This window comes from Bradyrhizobium sp. WSM1253 (assembly GCF_000244935.1).
In the GTDB taxonomy this organism is placed as follows: Bacteria; Pseudomonadota; Alphaproteobacteria; order Rhizobiales; family Xanthobacteraceae; genus Bradyrhizobium; species Bradyrhizobium canariense.
Genome location: NZ_JH600073.1, coordinates 3,527,279 through 3,546,208, shown reverse-complemented (window position 1 = coordinate 3,546,208; position 18,930 = coordinate 3,527,279). Strand labels below are relative to the sequence as shown.

Genomic DNA, 18,930 nt, shown 5'->3' with positions numbered 1-18,930 from the left:
CGCGGCCTTTTTCAAATCACACGCAACGGCAAATCGCTACCGCCACTCCACCTTGGTGATCTCATAAGCCTTGGCGCCGCCGGGTGCATTGACCTCGACGGTTGAGCCCTTCTTCTTGCCGATCAGCGCGCGCGCGAGCGGCGAGGTGATAGAGATGCGGCCCTTCTTGGCGTCGGCCTCGACCTCGCCGACGATCTGCCACACCGTCTTCTTCTCGGTGTCCTCGTCGACCAGTGTCACGGTGGCGCCGAACTTGATGGTGTCACCGGACAGCTTCGAGATGTCGATGATGTCGGCGCGCGCGAGCTTGTCCTCGAGCTCGGCGATGCGGCCTTCATTGTGGGACTGCTCTTCCTTCGCGGCGTGGTATTCCGCGTTCTCCGACAAGTCTCCGTGCGAGCGCGCCTCGGCGATATGCTCGATGATCCGCGGACGGTCCTCCGACTGGCGCTTCTTCAGTTCTTCCCCGAGCGCGGCAAAGCCGCCCGCTGTCATCGGTACCTTTTCCATCTCTTCTCTCGTCCTTCGGTCGCGCGCGCCCTGACATGTCAGCGCGCACGCAACTTGATTCGTCAGTTCTGTCCGGGGGCTCAACGCGCGTGCCGCCGAACGTTCATATGGGCTTGGCGCCGGAACAGAACAACCTTATGGCCGGACAGTTCCTCCGGCCATAGTGGCTTCATCGCCAATCACTTAGCGGAAGGTTGGGCCTCCCGCTCGCGATCAGGTTTCCGAAAAGTAGCTCTGCAGGGTCCGAACCTCAAGGTCCCCGCCCAGATAGGCGCGGATGCCCTGCGCGGCCGCCACGGCCCCGGAAAGAGTGGTGTAATACGGCACTTTATGCAAGAGGGCCGCGCGCCGCAGAGAACGGCTGTCGGCGAGCGCCTGCGGCCCTTCGGTGGTGTTGAAGACGAGCTGGACGTCGCCATTGGTGATGGCGTCGACGATGTGCGGCCGGCCCTCCAGCACCTTGTTCACCTTCTCGGTCGGGATGCCCTGGTCGGTCAGGAAGCGGGCCGTGCCCGACGTCGCCAGCACCTTGAAGCCGAGCGAATGCAGCTCGCGGACGGCCTCGGTGATGCGCGTCTTGTCGCTTTCGCGGACCGAGACGAACACCGTCCCCTTGCGCGGCACCCGTGTGCCGCCGCCGAGCTGGCTCTTGGCGAACGCCACCGCGAAGGAGCGGTCGATGCCCATGACCTCGCCGGTCGAGCGCATCTCGGGGCCGAGCACGGTATCGACGCCGGGGAAGCGGGCAAACGGAAATACCGATTCCTTCACGCCGACATGATCGAAGTTCGCCTTCTTCAGCTTGAAATCGGCAAGCTTCTCGCCGGCCATGACGCGCGCCGCGATCTTCGCGACCGGCGTGCCGACCACCTTGGCGACAAAGGGCACCGTGCGCGAGGCGCGCGGATTGACTTCGAGCACGTAGATCTCGCCGTCTTTGATGGCGTATTGCACGTTCATCAGGCCGACGACGTCGAGGCCGAGCGCCAGCTCGCGGGTCTGCCGCTCCAGCTCCTCGATCATCTTGTCGTCCAGCGAGTGCGGCGGCAGCGAGCAGGCGCTGTCGCCGGAATGGATGCCGGCTTCCTCGATGTGCTCCATGATGCCGACGATGAAAGTGTCCTTGCCGTCGCAGAGGCAGTCGACGTCGATCTCGGTCGCATCGGACAGATAGCGGTCGAACAGCAGCGGGTTCTTGCCGAGAACGGTGTTGATCTGGCCGGTCTTGTCGTTCGGGTAGCGCGCCTTGACGTCTCCCGGCACCAGCTCCGGCAGCGTGCCGAGCAGGTAATCGCTGAGCTGGTTCTCCTCGCGGATGATTTGCATCGCGCGGCCGCCGAGCACGTAGGACGGGCGCACCACCAGCGGCAGGCCGAGATCGGTTGCGACCAGGCGCGCTTGCTCGACCGAATAGGCGATGCCGTTCTTGGGCTGCTTCAGCCGCAGCTTGTCGAGCACCCGCTTGAATCGGTCGCGGTCTTCCGCAAGATCGATGGCGTCGGGCGAGGTGCCGAGGATCGGCACTTCGGCGGCTTCCAGCGCGCGCGCGAGCTTGAGCGGGGTCTGGCCGCCGAACTGCACGATCACGCCGTGCAGCGTACCGTTCGTGCGTTCCTTCGCGATGATCTCCAGCACGTCCTCGGCGGTGAGCGGCTCGAAATAGAGCCGGTCGGCCGTGTCGTAGTCGGTGGACACCGTCTCCGGGTTGCAGTTGACCATGATGGATTCGTAGCCGGCGTCGTGCAGCGCGAAACAGGCGTGACAGCAGCAATAGTCGAATTCGATGCCCTGGCCGATGCGGTTCGGTCCGCCGCCGAGGATGATGACCTTCTTCTTGTCGGACGGCGAGCTCTCGTCCGCAGGCGTGCCCGCGAACGGCGCCTCATAGGTCGAGTACATGTAGGCGGTGGGCGAGGCGAACTCGGCCGCGCAGGTGTCGATGCGCTTGTAGACCGGGCGAACGCCGAGCGCGTGGCGCTTCGCCGTGACCTCGGCCTCCGTCGTCTCCGCGATCACCGCGAGCCGGGCATCGGAGAAGCCCATGGCCTTGAGCGTGCGCATGCCGAAGGCGTTGCCCGGCAGGCCGTTCTTGCGGACCTTCGCTTCCATGTCGACGATGCCGCGCATCTCGCTGAGGAACCACGGATCGATCTTGCAGGAATTGAAGATCTCCTCGTCCGACCAGCCGAGCCGCATCGCCTGGGCGACCTGGAGTAGCCGGTTCGGCGTCGGCGTGCCTAGCGCAGCGCGGATCGCATTCTTGTCGTCGTCGCGACCGAGACCTTCGATCTCGATCTCGTCGAGGCCGGTGAGTCCGGTCTCGAGCCCGCGCAAGGCCTTCTGAAGGCTTTCCTGGAAGGTGCGGCCGATCGCCATGACTTCGCCGACCGACTTCATCGACGTGGTCAGCGTGGTGGAGGCACCGGGGAATTTCTCGAAGGCGAAACGCGGCACCTTGGTGACGACGTAGTCGATCGTCGGCTCGAACGAGGCCGGCGTGGCGCCGCCGGTGATGTCGTTGGCGATTTCGTCGAGCGTGTAGCCGACCGCAAGCTTGGCGGCGACCTTTGCGATCGGAAAGCCGGTGGCTTTCGAAGCCAGGGCGGAGGAACGCGACACGCGCGGATTCATCTCGATGACGACCATGCGGCCGTCTTCCGGGTTGACGCCGAACTGCACGTTGGAGCCGCCGGTCTCGACCCCGATCTCGCGCAGCACCGCAAGCGAGGCGTCGCGCATGATCTGGTATTCCTTGTCGGTCAGCGTCAGCGCCGGCGCCACCGTGATGGAATCGCCGGTGTGCACGCCCATCGGATCGAGATTCTCGATCGAGCAGACGATGATGCAATTGTCTTTCTTGTCGCGCACCACCTCCATCTCGTACTCTTTCCAGCCGAGCACGGATTCTTCGATCAGCACTTCGTTGGTAGGAGACGCATCCAGGCCGCGCTCGATGATGTCGAGGAACTCTTCCTTGTTATAGGCAATGCCGCCGCCGGTGCCGCCCATGGTGAAGGAGGGGCGGATGATCGCGGGCAGGCCGATCTCGGACAACGCCATCAGCGCCTGGCCGAGCGCATATTCCTGGTAGCGCTTGCGGCGGTCGCTCTCGCCGAGCGTCCACTGCCGCTCGAGCTCTGCGAGCGCCGCGCCCGAGGCCTTCGCGCGATCGGCCTGGTACTTGTCGCGGAAGGACTTCTTCAGGGCGGAGGCGTTGGCGAGCCGCGACTTCGGTGTCTCGAGCCCGATCTTGGTCATGGCCTCGCGGAACAGCTGACGGTCTTCGGCCTTGTCGATCGCGTCCGCGGTGGCGCCGATCATCTCGACGTCATACTTTTCGAGCGTGCCTTGCTGGCGCAGCGACAGCGCGCAGTTCAGCGCGGTTTGTCCGCCCATGGTCGGCAGCAGCGCGAAGCCGCCGGGAATGACGTGACGTTCCTTCTCGATGATTTTTGCGACGATCTCGGGCGTGATCGGCTCGATATAGGTCGCATCGGCCAATTCCGGGTCGGTCATGATGGTGGCCGGATTGGAATTGACGAGGACGATGCGATAGCCCTCTTCCTTCAGCGTCTTCACCGCCTGGGTGCCCGAATAGTCGAACTCGCAGGCCTGGCCGATCACGATGGGACCGGCGCCGATGATCAGGATGGTGGTGATGTCTGTACGTTTGGGCATCAACTCTCGCCGAAGTGGAATTTGGGCACAAAAAAAGGGCGCGCCTGCTGCGCGTCCCTTTGGCCGAGAGCGCGGTGGTCCCCCCTCGCGCGCGGGGTGGGTCTTAGACCAGTTTTCGGGGCGGCGAAACCCCGAAAAACGCCCATCAACCGGCAATTTTGACCGGTTTTGGCCGGGCCTGCCAGCCCCGGGCGAGATGGACCAGAAGAGCCGCCGAAACGCTCAATCCGCCGACCCAGCCGAGATCGGCCGGGCTCCACGCCGCAAGCACGGCGCCGCCCAAGGCACCGCCGATCGCAAAGCCGAGATACATGGCCGAGGCGTTGAGCGAGAGCGCGATCATCGAGGCCTGCGGCTCGATCCGGATGATGCTGGCGACCTGGGCCGGGTAGAACGCCCATCCCGAGATGCCCCAGAGGAAGATCGCGCCCAGCACCGCATAATGGGCCTGTCCCGGCATCAGCTTCAGGACCAGCGAATGCAGGATCAGCGCGCTGGCCATGCCGGCAAGCCCGAGACCTGCTGTGGCGAGCGTGCCGAGCCGGTCGGCCAGGACGCCGCCGAGCATGTTCCCGATCGCGGCGGCGCCGCCGAACACCAGCAGCGCGAGGCTGATCTGCGACGCATCAAATCCAAGACCGCGCAGCGGGACCGCGAAATAGGTGAACACTGTGAAGCCGCCGAGCGCCCATAAGATCGTGATCAGAAGCGCCGTCAGGACATTGCGGTGACGCGCCACCGCCAGCCGATCGCTGAGCGAGGCCGTGTTGCGGGGCAGGCCGCGGGGCAGGCCGAGCAGGAGGCCGGCGAGCGCAACGGCACCGATCAGGGCGACCATGGCAAAGGTCGCGCGCCAGCCGAGCATGCTGCCGACGAGATTGCCGAGGGGAACGCCGATGACGGTCGCAACCGTGAGGCCCGAGGTGACGAGTGCCACCGCGCGGCCGCGTCGCTCCGGCGCGGCGACGGCCACGGATACGGCCAGCGCGGTCGGCATGCACAGCCCGGAGCCCAGCGCCATCAGCATGCGCGAGGCCAGCAGCAGGGCGTAATTCGACGCCACCATCGCCGCGAGGTTTCCGGCGATGAAGGTCGATAGCGCCAGGGCCAGCACGGTGCGGCGGTCGATATTGTTCAGCGTCACCGCCAGGATCGGGGAGCCGACCGCATAGGTGAGAGCATAGGCCGTGACCAACTGGCCGGCGGCGGGGACTGAAATCGCCAGGTCGGTGGCGATCGACGGCAAAAGCCCTGCAATGACAAAGCCTTCCGTGCCGATCGCAAAGGCCGCCAAGGCCAACCAGAATACGCTCATCCGAGAAATCCCGATGTTCAACGTTTATTGAACTATCGATGGGACGGGGTCAGGAGTCAATTGGTTCAAGAACTATTGAACATCGAGGCGATTTCACTATGATCCTCAGACCATGAGCCGCACGCCTCCCCACCCCACCCGCGAGCAGATCGAACTGCCGATGGTTCTGGATTGCCTGAGCGACCCGATCAGGTTGACGATTGTGTATCAGCTCGCGCAGCAGGAACGTGTCAGCGGCGAGCTGTGCTGCGGCGATTTCAACGGGCTCGCGGGCAAATCAAACCTCGCCTATCACTTCGCCAAGCTGCGCGAATGCGGCCTGATGCAGACCCGCGTCGCCGGCACCAACCGCTTCGTGCGGCTGCGCCGCGAGGATCTGGACGCACGTTTTCCGGGCCTGCTCGATGCCGTCATCGCCTCCGCGGCAAAGGATGCCGACCGGCTGCGACTCTTGCCTGAATGTGAAGTGGTCGAGGCGGAGTGAGGATTGGTCGGCCAGTCCGTCTACGCATGCGCTTCGCTCCAGCTACGCCGGACACGCTTCGCCCTTCGCCCTTCGCCCTTCGGGCTTCGCGTGGCGGCGCCACGCGTAGCCCCCGCAGGGGCGAAGCGTGGAGACCCGGCCTGGATTTGAACCAGGATAAAGAGCGATGCATCGCCCTCGCGTAGACACTTCCGCCACCGGGCCGCGGCGATCATTGCCGATCAGGGTGCGACAAGCCACCTCAGGCAGACGTTATGCTTAACGAACCCAGGAAACTCACCGAACCCAAGAAACTTACCGAACCAACGGCGGCCGCGCGACGAACGTCATGCGCCAGCGATTGTGGCCGATATTGCGGTGAGCGCGCTGGACCGCGAAGCCGGCTATCTTGAGCTTGGCGGTGATCTCCTCCTCACTGTAGCGCTGCAGCCCGATGCGCGTGCGCAGATGACGGTAATCCGACAGTGCGGTGCTGATCAGCCCGATCAGCGCATCTTTCAAAAAGCCGTGACGCAGGCCGAAGCTGAGCAGCGCCGTGACGTCCCTGAACATGCCGACATTGGGCTGGAGGATGTCGCCGAGCACGAGCTTGCCGGAGGGCTTTAGGATACGCCGGAAATTGAGGAGCGCGGTGTCGAGCTCGTCCGGCGTCATGTATTGCGCGACCGAGTTCATCACGACGAGATCGATCGACTGCTCCTGCATGTTGTGGACGTCGTCGAGCGAGCGGACGCGGATTTTCGTGTTCGGGGCAAAGCGCGCGATCAACCGGCCGCGCACGCCGGGCGCGGGCTCGGCGAGGATCAGCTTTCCACAGGCCGCAGCGACCTCGCTCGCCGACAGCGCCTCGCCGCAGGCATAGTCGAGCACGGTCGCCTCGGGCGAAGAGATGTAGCCGATAATGTCCCGCGCGATAATCTGGAAGTGCAAGTCGCGATGCAGCTTGCTGACATAGATCGTGTGCGTCGAGTCGTAATAGTCGATCCAATCGTCCATGGTCGTCGAGGGTCCCGGCCAAACGGTTCCGATGCAGGAACCGGCGCTGCCCGCCTGCGTTAGGGGTGCGGCGGCGCGCCGTCAATGTCCGCGTCCTAACAGGAAGGTTTCCCGTGAGCAAAGCCCCACAAAAGGTCTCGCCCGACCTCGACACACCCACCGATCTGTCGTCCCAGGCGGTCAACAAGGTTTCGGAGGCGCTCAACGTGCTTCTGGCCGATGCGTTCGCGCTGTATCTGAAGACCAAGAATTTCCACTGGCATATCAGCGGCCGGCATTTCCGCGACTATCATTTGCTGCTCGACGAACAGTCCGACCAGATTTTCGCCACCACCGACCAACTCGCCGAGCGCGTCCGCAAGATCGGCGGTACCACGCTGAAATCGATCGGGCAGATCGCCAAGCTCCAGACCATCAAGGACAACAACGAAGATTATGTCCCGCCGCGCGAGATGCTGCGCGAGCTGATGCAGGACAACAAGCATGTCGCCGCGGCAATGCGCAAGGCACACGAGGTCTGCGACGACGCCGGTGACGTCGCCAGCGCCAGCATCCTCGAAAACTTCATCGACGAGACCGAGCGCCGCACCTGGTTCCTGTTCGAAGCCACGAGACAGGAAGGTGCGAACGAGGCGTAGGATAGGTCGTAGGGTGGATTAGCCGCAGGCGTAATCCACCGCCTCTGCCTCCGCGGAAACAGAAGAGGTGGGTTACGCTTCGCTAACCCACCCTACTGCAACGTCTTTGTAGCTACCGCCACAACCGCATCAGCGCGCCATTCTTGCCCGTCACCGGATCGGCCGGCGGCAGCGCGACCTTTGGAATCGTCTTCAGCGCCTTGGCGTGGTTCTCCGGCGTTGCGCGGGTGACCTCCATCTTCGCGCCCGGCGGATAGGCGCCGATCACACAGAAATCCGCGCTCGCCTTAATGCGTTGGTGACCTGTGCCGGCGGGCAGGATCGCGACGTCGCCGGCCTTGATCTCCAGCTCCTGGCCGTGGTCGCCGCCGAAGCGAACGCGGGCGCTGCCACGCGCAACGCCGAGCACCTCGTGCACCGTCGCATGATAATGCAGATAATCGAAGACGCCATTGCGCCACGTGCTGCCCCAGCCGTTCGCTTCGAACAAGCGTTCGATTGTCTCTTCCGGCTGTCTGGAATCAAGCTTCACTGCGGCCTGGTAGACCAGGAAGGGGAGGATATTGTTCGGCACGAGCCCGTCATCCTCAAACACGATGGCGAGCGGCTCGGCATTGTCGCGGACGACGGACATAAGGGCTCCTGCGTGAGCGTAGCAGGGATCAACGACAGGAATTGAGCGGCGTTCCTCGTTCCGCTGTCATTCCGGGTTCGCGCTGCGCTGCGCCCCGGAACGACAAAAGCCCGGGAGAAGACCCGGGCTCGATGTCGTCATAGCAGTTGCAGGAGAGCGCGCGCCTTACGCGCTCTTGTTCTGCCGCATCAGGTCCGCAAACCGCTGGAACAGATAGTGCGAGTCGCGCGGACCCGGTGAGGCCTCGGGGTGGTACTGCACCGAGAACACCGGCTTGCCGTCGAGCTGGATGCCGCAATTGGAGCCGTCGAACAGCGAGATGTGGGTCTGCGTCGCGCCCGTCGGCAGGGTGCTCTCGTCCACGGCAAAGCCGTGGTTCATCGAAGTGATCTCGACCTTGCCGGTGGTCTCGTCCTTGACGGGATGATTGGCGCCGTGATGGCCCTGGTGCATCTTCTTCGTCTTGGCGCCGACGGCGAGGCCGAGCATCTGATGGCCGAGACAAATTCCGAATGTCGGCGTGCCGGACTTGATCACGTCCTGGATCACGGGCACGGCATATTTGCCGGTCGCGGCCGGATCGCCGGGACCGTTCGACAGGAACACGCCATCCGGCTTCATCGCCAGGATATCCTCGGATGACGTCGTTGCCGGCACCACCGTGACCTTGCAGCCGACGCCGGCGAGCAGGCGCAGAATGTTGCGCTTGATGCCGTAGTCGATGGCGACGACGTTGAACTCAGGCTTGTCCTGACGGCCAAAGCCCTTCTCCCAGAGCCAGGGCGTCTCGTCCCAGGTGAAGCGCTGGCCGGAGGTGACCATCGGCACGAGGTCCATGCCCTCGAGGCCCGGCCATTCGCGCGCTTCTTCCTTCAGGCCGTGCAGGTCGAACTCGCCGTCTTTGGCGTGCGCGATCACGGCGTTGGGCATGCCCTTGTTGCGGATCAGTGCGGTCAGCGCGCGGGTGTCGATGCCGGAGAGGCCGATGATGCCGCGGGCCTTCAGCCACTGGTCGAGATGCTTGGTGGCGCGGTAGTTCGAGGGATCGGTGATCGCGGTGCGCAGGATCACGCCGCGCGCGCCGGGCGTCGCGGCCATGTTCACCGTCTCGATGTCGTCGTCGTTGGTACCGACATTGCCGATATGCGGGAAGGTGAAGGTGATGAGCTGACCGGCATAGGAGGGATCGGTGAGGATCTCCTCATAGCCGGTCATCGCGGTGTTGAAGCAGACCTCACCGACGGCTTGGCCTTCGGCGCCGAGGCCAAAGCCTTCGAGCACCGTGCCGTCGGCAAGCACCAACAGCGCGGTCGGTTTGTGGTCCGGCCAGGCGGTATCGTTTTCGGATTGTGTCATAAGCCCGGTTCATAGTCCCCGCGGGCGCTGCCGTCAAAGCGGAGAAGCGTGGATTCACATGCGTTTTTGCATATTTGACAGGTCGCCTTGGGCCCCTAAGCTCCGCGGCATAATTTCCGGCAAATTCCGGGGCTTGGGAGGCAATAATGGACCAGACGACGCCGATTCTGCTGGTTCCGGGATTAGCTTCCTCGGCCCGGATCTATGCGCCGGTGATCCCGGCGCTCTGGCGGTTCGGCCCGGTGATGGTCGCCAACCATGTTCGCGACGACAGCATGGCGGCAATCGCCCGACGGGTGCTGAGCGAGGCGCCGCCGCGCTTCGCGCTCGCCGGCCATTCCATGGGCGGCTACATCGCCCTCGAGATCATGCGCCAGGCGCCCGAGCGGGTGACGAAGCTGGCGCTGATCAACACCCAGGCGCGGCCCGACACGCCGGAGGCGACCGCGCGCCGCCGCGGCCTGATGGAGCGGGCCCGGCGCGGTGAGCTGCGTGCCGCGCGCGAGGAGATGTTTCCCGAACTGGTCCATCCCTCTCGCCGCGACGATTCCGGTATTCGCCAGCTCGTGCACGAGCAGGGCGAGGACGTCGGCGTCGAAGGCTATCTGCGACAGCAGACCGCGATCATCGCGCGAGTGGATTCACGGCCGACGCTTGCGACGATCAAATGCCCGACATTGGTGCTGACGGGAGATGCGGACAACACGATTCCCAACGCATTCTCGAAGGAGATGGCGGAGGGCATTGCCGGCGCAAGGCTCGTCGTTCTGGAGAATTGCGGACACCTGCCGCAACCGGAGCAGCCTGCGGCGACGGTGCGCGCGCTGGTCGAATGGCTGGAAACCCCCGTTGTCTCAGGGCCGCGAACGGCCTAGATCAGGCGTCGGATATTCTAGGGGAGCACGATCATGCTGCGCGACGACATCAACAATGCGGTCAAGGAGGCCATGAAGGCCAAGGAAGAGCGCAAGCTGTCCACGCTACGTATGGTCAACTCGACCATCAAGAACGCCGACATCGAGGCGCGCGGCAGCGGCAAGCCGCCGCTCTCGGACGCGGACCTGCTCGGCGTGTTTCAGAAGATGATCAAGCAGCGCCAGGAGTCGGTCGAGCTCTACGAGAAGGGCGGCCGTGCCGAACTCGCCGCGCAGGAGCGCGACGAGATCGCGGTGATCTCGGCGTATCTGCCGAAGCAGATGTCGGACGACGACGTGAAGAAGGCGATCTCTGACGCGGTCGCCGAGACCGGCGCCGCCGGCATGAAGGACATGGGCAAGGTGATTGCCGTGTTGAAGACGAAGTATGCCGGCCAGATGGATTTCGGCAAGGCGTCCGGTTTGGTGAAGGCTGCTCTGACGGGCTAGGCCGTCATTCCGGGGCGACGCATAGCGCCGAGCTATGATGCGCAATTGCGCATCTGAGAATCCATCGCGCCGCCGACTCTGTTGATCGATGGATTCCGGGCTCGTGCTCCGCACGCCCCGGAATGACAAGAAAAAATGGGGAGGCAACCGATGACCGCCATCAAGCCGTTTCGCATCGCCATCAGCGACGATATCCTCACCGACCTCAAGTCGCGCCTCGCTCGCACGCGCTGGCCGGAGGCGGAGCTGGTCGACGACTGGAGCCAGGGTGCGCCGCTGACATGGATCCAGGAGATCTGCACCTATTGGGCCGACGGCTACGACTGGCGCGCGCGTGAGGCCCAGCTCAACCGCTTCGAGCAGTTCACCACCGAGATCGACGGGCTCGACATCCACTTCCTGCATGCGCCCTCGAAGGAGCCGACGGCGCTGCCGCTGATCATCACTCATGGTTGGCCCGGCTCGATCGTCGAATTCCAGAAGGTAATCGCGCCGCTGGTCGATCCTGTCGCGCATGGCGGCAACCCCGCCGATGCCTTCCACGTCGTCTGTCCGTCGCTGCCGGGCTTTGGGTTCTCGGGCAAGCCGAACACCACCGGCTGGGGCGTCAATCGTATCGCCGCGACCTGGGCCAGGCTGATGGACCGGCTCGGCTACGCGCGTTATGGCGCGCAGGGCGGCGACTGGGGCTCGGCGGTGACGACCTCGCTTGGCATGCAGGACGCCGAGCATTGCGCCGCCATCCACATCACGCTCGCCTTCAACGCCGCGCCGAAAGTCGAGGGCGAACCGACACCGGAAGAGAAGCGCGCGCTCGCCGGCCTCAAGCATTACGTCGACCTCGACTCCGGCTATTCGAAGCAGCAATCGACGCGGCCGCAGACACTCGGCTATGGTCTGACGGATTCGCCGAGCGGGCAGGCGGCCTGGATTCTGGAAAAATTCTGGGCCTGGACCGATTGCAACGGTCATCCCGAAAACATCTTCACCAAGGACGAGCTGCTCGACAACGTCATGCTCTACTGGGCGACGGAGACGGCGACCTCGTCTGCGCGGCTCTATTGGGAAAGCTTCGGCAAGCGCCGGACCACGCCGATCGTCAAGGTGCCGACGGGCGTGGCTGTCTTCCCCAAGGAGATCATCACGCCGGTGCGGCGCTGGATGGAGCCGAACTTCCACAACATCACGCATTGGAGCGAGATGGAGAAGGGCGGGCATTTCGCCGCGTTCGAGCAGCCGGAGCTGTATGTCGGCGAGGTCAGGAAATTCTTCCGGACGGTGCGGTAGCCACAGCCGTCATGCCCGGGCTTGTCCCGGGCATCCACGCCCTTAAACTGGGGCCAAACAAGAACGTGGATGGCCGGAACAAGTCCGGCCATGACGACGCGGCCGGGAAACGACCATGCTCACCGAAGCCAGCACCTACGACGAACTCTACAGCAATTTCCGCTGGGAGATCCCGGCGCGCTTCAACCTGGCGGAGGCCTGCTGCGATCGCCACGCCGACGGCACCGGCCGGCTGGCGTTGGTCTATGTCGACGAGAACGGCGCCGTCACGCGCACATCCTTCGACGAGGTCGCGGAGATGTCGCGCCGCTTCGCCAATGTGCTGAAGGCGGATGGTCTTGCCCGCGGCGACCGCGTCGCGGTGTTCCTGTCGCAGTCGCTGGAGCTGCCGATCGCGCACATGGCCGCGTTCCGTTCGGCGATGATCTCCATTCCGCTGTTCGCGCTGTTCGGCGAAGACGCGCTGGAATTCCGTCTGTCGAACTCGCAGGCCAAGGCGATCGTCACCGACGCGGGAGGCTGGGAGAAGCTTTCGAAGATACGCGACCGTCTGCCGGAGCTGAAGAATGTCTACATCGTTGGCGAACGAACGCCGGCGGGCACGACATCGTTCTGGAATTCGGTCAAGGCGGCATCGCCCGACTTCACGCTGGTGGACACGTCTGCGGACGATCCCGCGTTGATCATCTACACCTCGGGCACGACCGGCAATCCGAAGGGCGCGCTGCACGCGCACCGCGTCGTGCTCGGACATCTCCCCAATGTCGAGATGTGCCACAACTTCCTGCCTCGTCCCGGCGATCTGATGTGGACGCCGGCAGACTGGGCCTGGATCGGCGGCCTCATCAACGGCCTGTTCGCGTTTTGGTATCACGGCATTCCCCTGGTCGGCCACCGCGCACGAAAGTTCGAGCCACAAGCGGCGATGCAGATGATGGCCGATCTCGGAGTGCGCAATGTCTTCCTGCCGCCGACCGCGCTGAAGCTGATGCGGCAGGCCGGCGTGACGCATTCCGGCGTCAAGCTGCGCAGCATCTTTACCGGCGGTGAGTCCCTTGGCGGCGAGCTGCTCGGCTGGGTGCGCGAGACTTTCGGCGTCGACGCGCATGAGGTGTTCGGCCAGACCGAATGCAATCTCGTGATCGGCAGCAACGCGAATCTGTTTCCGATCCGCCCCGGTTCGATGGGCAAGGCGACGCCGGGTTTCGACGTCCGCATCGTCAACGACAGAGGCGAGGAGCAGCCACGTGGCCAGCGCGGCATCATCGGCGTGCGCCAACCCTGTCCTTGCGCGATGCTCGAATACTGGCGCAATCCGGAGGCGACGGCGAAGAAATATGCCGGCGAGTTCCTGCTCACCGGCGATCTCGGCGTGCAGGACCAGGACGGTTACTTCTGGTACGTCAGCCGCGAGGACGACGTCATCACCACCGCCGGCTATCGCGTCGGCCCGTCCGAGATCGAGCACACGCTGATGAAGCACCCGGCGGTGGCGATGGCGGCCGTGGTCGGCATCCCCGATCCGATCCGCACTGAATCGATCAAGGCCTGGATCGTGCTGCGCCCGGGCTTTGCCGCTGGCGACGCACTCGCGCGCGAGATCCAGGAATTCGTCAAGGTGCAACTCGCCGCCCACGAATATCCACGGTTCGTGGAATTCGCGGAGACATTGCCGATGACTGCCACCGGAAAGGTGCTGCGCCGCGAGCTGCGAGCGCTCGGGTAGAGCACACCGTCATCTCACCGCGACGGCGCCGACAGCGCGGACCGCAGCATCGCGGCGAGGTCTCGCCGCCGGAACGGCTTGGTCAGCACGCGGGCATCGCCAATCCCGTCGGGGGCCTTGACCGGATTTTGGCTGTAGCCGGAGGTGAAGAGCACCTTGAGCCCGGGCCGCAGCTGGATTGCTTGCCTGGCAAGCTCCGGCCCGAACATGCCGCCGGGCATCACGACGTCGGTGAACAGCAGGTCGATGTCCCCGGACTGGTGCAACAGGTCAAGCGCAGCCGGGCCGCTCGCGGCTGTGATGACGCGATAGCCGAGCGTCTTCAGCTCGCTTTCGACATAGGTCCGAACCATGTCGTTGTCCTCGACGACGAGAATGGTCTCGCTTCCTTCGCGCGCGACGATCCCTTCGGCGGGTGAGGCGTCCTCGTTTGGCGGCGTGGCCAGGCGGGGAAAGAACAGCCTGACTGCGCTGCCTTGCCTCGGCGCAGACTGCATCTGCACCAATCCGCCGGACTGCCGCACAAACCCGTAGACCATGCTCAGGCCAAGCCCGGTCCCCTTGCCGACCTCCTTCGTGGTGAAGAACGGCTCGAACGCCCGGCTCGCCACCTCGGCGGTCATGCCGCTGCCGGTGTCGGTCACGGCCACCATGACATAGTCGCCTGGTCGCGGTTCGCCATTGATGTCCAAGTCGGATTCGCCGAGCGAGACGTTGCGCGCCTCGATGGTCAGCCTGCCGCCCAACTGCATGACATCGCGCGCGTTGAGCACGAGATTGAGCAGCGCAGTCGTTAGCTGGCCGGGATCGACGCTGATCAACCACAGGTCCGGTGCGAGCGCGAAGGTGCATTCGATGTGCTCGCCCAAGGGGCGGCGCAACAAGTGCTCCATCTCTTGAATCTTCTCACCGATGTCAATGTCTCGCGGCCTCAGGGGCTGCTTGCGCGCGAAGGCGAGCAGGCTGCGCGTCAGGTCGGAGCCGCGTTCGGCGGCTGTCGCGATGTCGCCGGCGATCCGGTGCAATTCCTTGTTTCCCGTCAGCCTGTCGGCAAGGTGCTCCGAATTGCCGAGAATGACGGTGAGGAGGTTGTTGAAGTCATGCGCCACGCCGCCGGTGAGCTGGCCCATGGCCTCCATCTTCTGGGATTGGCTGAGCCTCTGGTTGAGGTCCGCGATGGCCGCGCGTTGCTGCTCAAGCGACTCGGCGGTGCCATTGAGCAGGGTCATCAATCCGCCCAGCTCGCCGCGCGGATGGGGAGGAGGAATTCGCGCGCTGAGATCGCCGAGCCCGAGTCTCTTCGCCATGTTGGCGAGCCGCCCGACCTGGCGCCCGACGCTCACGGTCGCGAGGATCCATACACCGGCGAGCAGCAGCAGCAAGGCCACCGCGAGGATCGCCATGTCCTCGTAGAGCCGGCGATTCGCCGCCGCGACCAATCCGTCCTTGGAGCGTCCGACCAGGATGTAGAGGCCGGCATCACGGATCGAAGGTGAGTGGGCGACGGCCCAGACTTGCGTGCGGCCGTCGCGATCGGTCACTTCCTGAAATGCTTTTTGATCGGGAGCCGCCGCGAAGCGGAGCAGATCGGATCCCGCAATCGACGCGCCCACGGGCGCGGTCCAGCCGTCTCCCGAGGGGGCGACAAGAACGGTGCCCTTGCCGTCGATGAGCAGGATATCCTTCTCGGCGAGCAGCCGCTTGTGGTGATACTCGGCGAATTTGCGCAGGTTGAACGAGGCGAGCAGCACCAGCTTCAGCGCACCCGCCTCCGATCGCACCGGATATGCGATCTGGAGCACCGATGTTCCGGTCAGCCGGCCGAATACCGGCTCAACCACGACGCTGCGCGAGACCAGGGCCTGCTTGAAATAGGCGCGATCCCTCAGATCGAGGGTGCGGTTGGTCCGCAGCGAGTCGCAGAACAGGCTGCCGTCCGGGTCGATCGTCAGGATTCCCGTGAACTGAGGGTATTCCTCGCGCACGTCCGACAGAAACGCCGAGCATGCCGCCTTGTCGCGCGTGTCGATGTCGCGCGCTCGGGCCAGACCGTAGTGAAGCTGCGCGGTTCCTTGAATCTTCTCACTCAGATCGCTGGCAATGTCGTCGGCCGACGCCGCCAGATTGGCCAGGGCGGCGTTGATCTCACTGCTCCGGTTCTGCACGAAACGCAGCCCGACGAGGCTCGCCGGCACCAGCATGGCCGCGATGACGAGTATCAGTAGCCGGGTACGCAAGCTCATCGGTCGGACGGTCCACTCTGGTCATCGCAGGTGCTCGTTCAAGGACCCAATTTGCGGCACCATCCTCCGCTCAGTCCATAGGCAACGGGCCGAAAAAGTCCTCGGCGGGAAAGATTCAGAGCCGCGTGCAGCACGGATGAGCTCCCCGAACGGAGCGCCGCCGCCGGCGCGACGGCTTTCCTCGGTCTGCGCCGGCGGCGTCGGGATACCGTCGTGCAGCAATCCAACTCGCGCGTGCGCGCTGGCCGCGGGGACGCTAAGATCAAGGTCAATCCGCGCGCGACGGAGATCGCGCCGGCCAACGAGGAGGTAGCTGATGTCCATTTCGGGCAAAGTCGATCCGGTGGTGCGTCCCGTCGCGGCGACCGACATCGCCGAGGCGCTGGTCGAAGGCCTGCGTGATTTCCAGGCGCTGCCGCTTTACGGCCTCTGCTTCGGTGGGCTCTACGCCGCCGGCGGCATCGCCATCATGCTGTGCTTCACTGCGTTCGGCATGGTTTATCTGGTCTATCCGCTGGCCGCCGGTTTCGCGCTGCTCGGGCCATTCGTGGCGATCGGGCTCTATGAAGTCAGCCGCCGCCGCGAACGCGGCGAGCCCGTCTCGCTCGGCGCGATCTGGTCGGCCGTGCGCGCGCGCAGCGAGATCGGCTGGATGGCCTTCGTTACGCTGTTCGTGTTCGTGGTCTGGATGTATCAGGTGCGGCTTCTGATCGCGCTGCTGCTTGGCCTGCATGCCTCGTTCTCGAGCCTACAGGAATTCATGACGGTGGTGCTGACCACGAACGAGGGCTTGCTGTTCCTGGGCATCGGCAACGCGGTTGGCGCGGTGCTGTCGCTGATCCTGTTCTCGCTGACCGTGGTGTCGTTTCCGCTGCTGCTCGACCGCGAGGTCGATTTCGTCACGGCGATGGTGACGAGCGTGCGCGCGGTCGTGGCCAGCCCGCTGCCGATGATTGGCTGGGCCGCGGTGATCGTGATGGTCCTGATCGTCTCGGCGCTGCCGTATTTTCTGGGGTTGGTGGTGACGCTGCCCGTGCTCGGGCACGCGACCTGGCATCTTTATCGGCGGATCGTGGTGCCGGTGGCGTAGCAGGAAGCCGAACGCAACGGCAGCGAGCTATTCACCCGATGCCAGCCGACGCTCGCCGGATGAGGTCAGTTCGAGTTCGCCGAGGCGCCTGATCGCATAACCGAGGTTGGTCAGGCGCTCGCCGTGCGCTTGCGGAATTTCGCCTTGCGCCTTGCCCTTGCCGATCTCGGCCAAGGACGCAAATTCATCCGCGCTGAGCGCAACGCTGTTGTCTGTCATCAGGCAACCTCGTCGGTCCATACCTTGAAATTGACTAGCTTATTCGGACCGAAGGTCTGGGTGATCGGGACGTCCGCGGCATCGCGTCCTTGCGCGATCAGAACGCGGCCGATCCGCGGCGTGTTGTTGCGGGGATCGAACATGTGCCAGCTTCCGCCGAGATAAGCCTCGAACCAGCCGGCGAAATCTCCCACGGCCCAGGGCTTCGGCGTGCCGATGTCGCTGAGATAGCCGGTGCAGTAGCGCGCCGGGATGTTCATGCAGCGGCAGAACGCGATGGCAAGATGAGCATAGTCGCGGCACACGCCCTTGCCTTCGTCGTAGACTTCCCGCGCCGTCTTGGTTGCGCGCGCGTGCTCATAGCCGAAAGCGATGTGACGATGAACGAAATCGCAGATGGCCTGCACCCGCGCCCAGCCTGGCGGCGTGTGCTCGAACAGTTTCCATGCGATATCCGACAGGCGATCGGTCTCGCAATAGCGACTGCCGAGCAGATAGACGAGCGTGTCGGTCGGCAGCGCCTCGACGGCGTGCTGAGCCGCGTTCGGGAACACCGGGTCGGGCAGGCCGCTGTCGCTCACGACGCCGTCGCCGGCAAGCCGAAAGGCGCCGGCCGGCGCCACGATGCGGCTGCACCAATTGCCGAAGAGGTCGCGATAGGGAGTGATCGGAACCGAGGGTCTGGTGGTCACCAGGTCGGGCACGATGACATCGGAGGCGCGCGTGAAGTGCGTGCCCAATACCATGATCATGGGCGTGGGCTGCGGGAATTCGTACAGCATCTCAAACCCGACGCGGAGCTTCATACGTTTTTCCCTTGGCTAAGCTCCCAACATGGCTACGAAGCCGCCGATCACAAGGCTTTGACGGCTTATTCGCTCGCGCGCGGCATTTGGCACTTCAAAAGTGCGGCACGGGTGAGAAAACGATAGCTAATTGCGGCGATTGCGCGCACGGTGCGGGAATGTCGAAAGATCTGTCGTTTCTGCGCCTATGCAGCGCCACGACTATTCGCGCGACGTGAAGCGCCTCATTTCCTCGCACCGGCGGAGCCGACTCATCGCGACGTCGCAGCAGCCGTCGTTGCGCATATTGCCCGCTCCAGCGGGTGAGACGGGCGCGGCAGGCGCGTGCCGCGGACGCCTGAAGGTTTCACCGCGATTCGATCATGAGATCGAACGCCAACCGAAAGCACCAGATGCAAGCTCTCTCCCCACGGCACGTCAAGACAGAAGAAGCGCTCCGGCTCGGCGTCGAGTCGGGCTGGTACGCGATCAAGGTCAGCGGGACCTTTGTCTCGGGCCCGCACGGCTCGGAAGCGGATTGCAGTCGCAAGATCGACGAAATCAATCCGCCACCGGTGAAGAAGAAGCGATGACGGGGCGGAATT

Annotated in this window: 16 protein-coding genes and 1 pseudogene; 8 read left to right on the top strand and 9 right to left on the bottom strand. The window is 64.4% G+C overall.

Annotated elements, in window-relative coordinates; all coding sequences use genetic code 11:
- Positions 1-36: 36 nt before the first annotated feature.
- The 3 genes from greA to BRA1253DRAFT_RS18170 form a co-directional block, all read right to left on the bottom strand.
- The gene (greA, locus tag BRA1253DRAFT_RS18180) at positions 37-510 is read right to left on the bottom strand and encodes a transcription elongation factor GreA (RefSeq protein ID WP_007596674.1); all 474 of its coding nucleotides are present in this window, start codon (positions 508-510) and stop codon (positions 37-39) included.
- 213 nt (positions 511-723) lie between these two features.
- Complete coding sequence (gene carB, locus BRA1253DRAFT_RS18175) at positions 724-4,188, bottom strand: carbamoyl-phosphate synthase large subunit (protein WP_007596671.1); 3,465 nt, start codon at positions 4,186-4,188, stop codon at positions 724-726.
- A gap of 145 nt (positions 4,189-4,333) precedes the next feature.
- On the bottom strand, positions 4,334-5,503 hold the full coding sequence (locus BRA1253DRAFT_RS18170; RefSeq protein WP_007596670.1) for an MFS transporter: 1,170 nt from the start codon (positions 5,501-5,503) through the stop codon (positions 4,334-4,336).
- A gap of 112 nt (positions 5,504-5,615) precedes the next feature.
- Here BRA1253DRAFT_RS18170 and BRA1253DRAFT_RS18165 point away from each other — a divergent pair, with 112 nt between their 5' ends.
- The gene (locus BRA1253DRAFT_RS18165) at positions 5,616-5,987 is read left to right on the top strand and encodes a helix-turn-helix transcriptional regulator (RefSeq protein ID WP_007596669.1); all 372 of its coding nucleotides are present in this window, start codon (positions 5,616-5,618) and stop codon (positions 5,985-5,987) included.
- Between the two features lie 294 nt (positions 5,988-6,281).
- Here BRA1253DRAFT_RS18165 and BRA1253DRAFT_RS18160 read toward each other — a convergent pair whose 3' ends face one another.
- Entirely contained in the window at positions 6,282-6,983 is a 702-nt protein-coding gene (locus tag BRA1253DRAFT_RS18160; protein WP_007596668.1) for a class I SAM-dependent methyltransferase, read from the bottom strand.
- Between the two features lie 113 nt (positions 6,984-7,096).
- Between BRA1253DRAFT_RS18160 and BRA1253DRAFT_RS18155 the strand changes: the two genes are divergently transcribed.
- Positions 7,097-7,621, top strand: coding sequence for a Dps family protein (locus tag BRA1253DRAFT_RS18155; protein ID WP_007596666.1), 525 nt, complete (start codon positions 7,097-7,099; stop codon positions 7,619-7,621).
- Positions 7,622-7,733: 112 nt separating this feature from the next.
- Here BRA1253DRAFT_RS18155 and BRA1253DRAFT_RS18150 read toward each other — a convergent pair whose 3' ends face one another.
- Together BRA1253DRAFT_RS18150 and carA are read right to left on the bottom strand one after the other, a co-directional pair.
- Complete coding sequence (locus tag BRA1253DRAFT_RS18150; RefSeq protein ID WP_007596665.1) at positions 7,734-8,255, bottom strand: hypothetical protein; 522 nt, start codon at positions 8,253-8,255, stop codon at positions 7,734-7,736.
- Between the two features lie 165 nt (positions 8,256-8,420).
- A complete protein-coding gene (carA, locus tag BRA1253DRAFT_RS18145; protein ID WP_007596664.1) occupies positions 8,421-9,611 on the bottom strand; it encodes a glutamine-hydrolyzing carbamoyl-phosphate synthase small subunit in 1,191 nt (396 codons plus the stop codon).
- A gap of 131 nt (positions 9,612-9,742) precedes the next feature.
- On the opposite strand from carA, the pseudogene BRA1253DRAFT_RS18140 reads away from it, so the two are divergent.
- The 4 genes and pseudogenes from BRA1253DRAFT_RS18140 to BRA1253DRAFT_RS18125 all read left to right on the top strand — a co-directional run.
- A pseudogene (locus BRA1253DRAFT_RS18140) lies at positions 9,743-10,486 on the top strand (alpha/beta fold hydrolase); the annotation flags it as partial.
- A 33-nt stretch (positions 10,487-10,519) separates the two neighbouring features.
- A complete protein-coding gene (locus tag BRA1253DRAFT_RS18135) occupies positions 10,520-10,975 on the top strand; it encodes a GatB/YqeY domain-containing protein (RefSeq protein WP_007596662.1) in 456 nt (151 codons plus the stop codon).
- A gap of 150 nt (positions 10,976-11,125) precedes the next feature.
- Positions 11,126-12,262 (top strand): epoxide hydrolase family protein, encoded by a 1,137-nt coding sequence (locus tag BRA1253DRAFT_RS18130; RefSeq protein ID WP_007596661.1) that lies wholly within the window; start codon positions 11,126-11,128, stop codon positions 12,260-12,262.
- Positions 12,263-12,377: 115 nt separating this feature from the next.
- Complete coding sequence (locus BRA1253DRAFT_RS18125) at positions 12,378-13,988, top strand: acyl-CoA synthetase (protein ID WP_007596658.1); 1,611 nt, start codon at positions 12,378-12,380, stop codon at positions 13,986-13,988.
- Positions 13,989-14,002: 14 nt separating this feature from the next.
- On the opposite strand, the gene BRA1253DRAFT_RS18120 is transcribed toward BRA1253DRAFT_RS18125, so the two are convergent.
- The gene (locus tag BRA1253DRAFT_RS18120; protein ID WP_007596656.1) at positions 14,003-16,231 is read right to left on the bottom strand and encodes an ATP-binding protein; all 2,229 of its coding nucleotides are present in this window, start codon (positions 16,229-16,231) and stop codon (positions 14,003-14,005) included.
- A gap of 316 nt (positions 16,232-16,547) precedes the next feature.
- Between BRA1253DRAFT_RS18120 and BRA1253DRAFT_RS18115 the strand changes: the two genes are divergently transcribed.
- Positions 16,548-17,321 carry a DUF2189 domain-containing protein gene (locus BRA1253DRAFT_RS18115; protein ID WP_007596654.1) on the top strand — a complete coding sequence of 258 codons (774 nt, stop codon included), beginning with the start codon at positions 16,548-16,550 and terminating at the stop codon, positions 17,319-17,321.
- Positions 17,322-17,348: 27 nt separating this feature from the next.
- Here BRA1253DRAFT_RS18115 and BRA1253DRAFT_RS18110 read toward each other — a convergent pair whose 3' ends face one another.
- Both BRA1253DRAFT_RS18110 and BRA1253DRAFT_RS18105 read right to left on the bottom strand, forming a co-directional pair.
- Positions 17,349-17,540, bottom strand: coding sequence for a hypothetical protein (locus tag BRA1253DRAFT_RS18110; RefSeq protein ID WP_007596652.1), 192 nt, complete (start codon positions 17,538-17,540; stop codon positions 17,349-17,351).
- Entirely contained in the window at positions 17,540-18,346 is an 807-nt protein-coding gene (locus BRA1253DRAFT_RS18105; RefSeq protein WP_007596646.1) for a transglutaminase family protein, read from the bottom strand. The genes BRA1253DRAFT_RS18110 and BRA1253DRAFT_RS18105 overlap by 1 nt, the downstream gene beginning before the upstream one ends.
- A gap of 392 nt (positions 18,347-18,738) precedes the next feature.
- Between BRA1253DRAFT_RS18105 and BRA1253DRAFT_RS18100 the strand changes: the two genes are divergently transcribed.
- Positions 18,739-18,918, top strand: a complete 180-nt coding sequence (locus tag BRA1253DRAFT_RS18100) for a hypothetical protein (protein ID WP_035995268.1) — start codon at positions 18,739-18,741, stop codon at positions 18,916-18,918.
- Positions 18,919-18,930 lie beyond the last annotated feature (12 nt).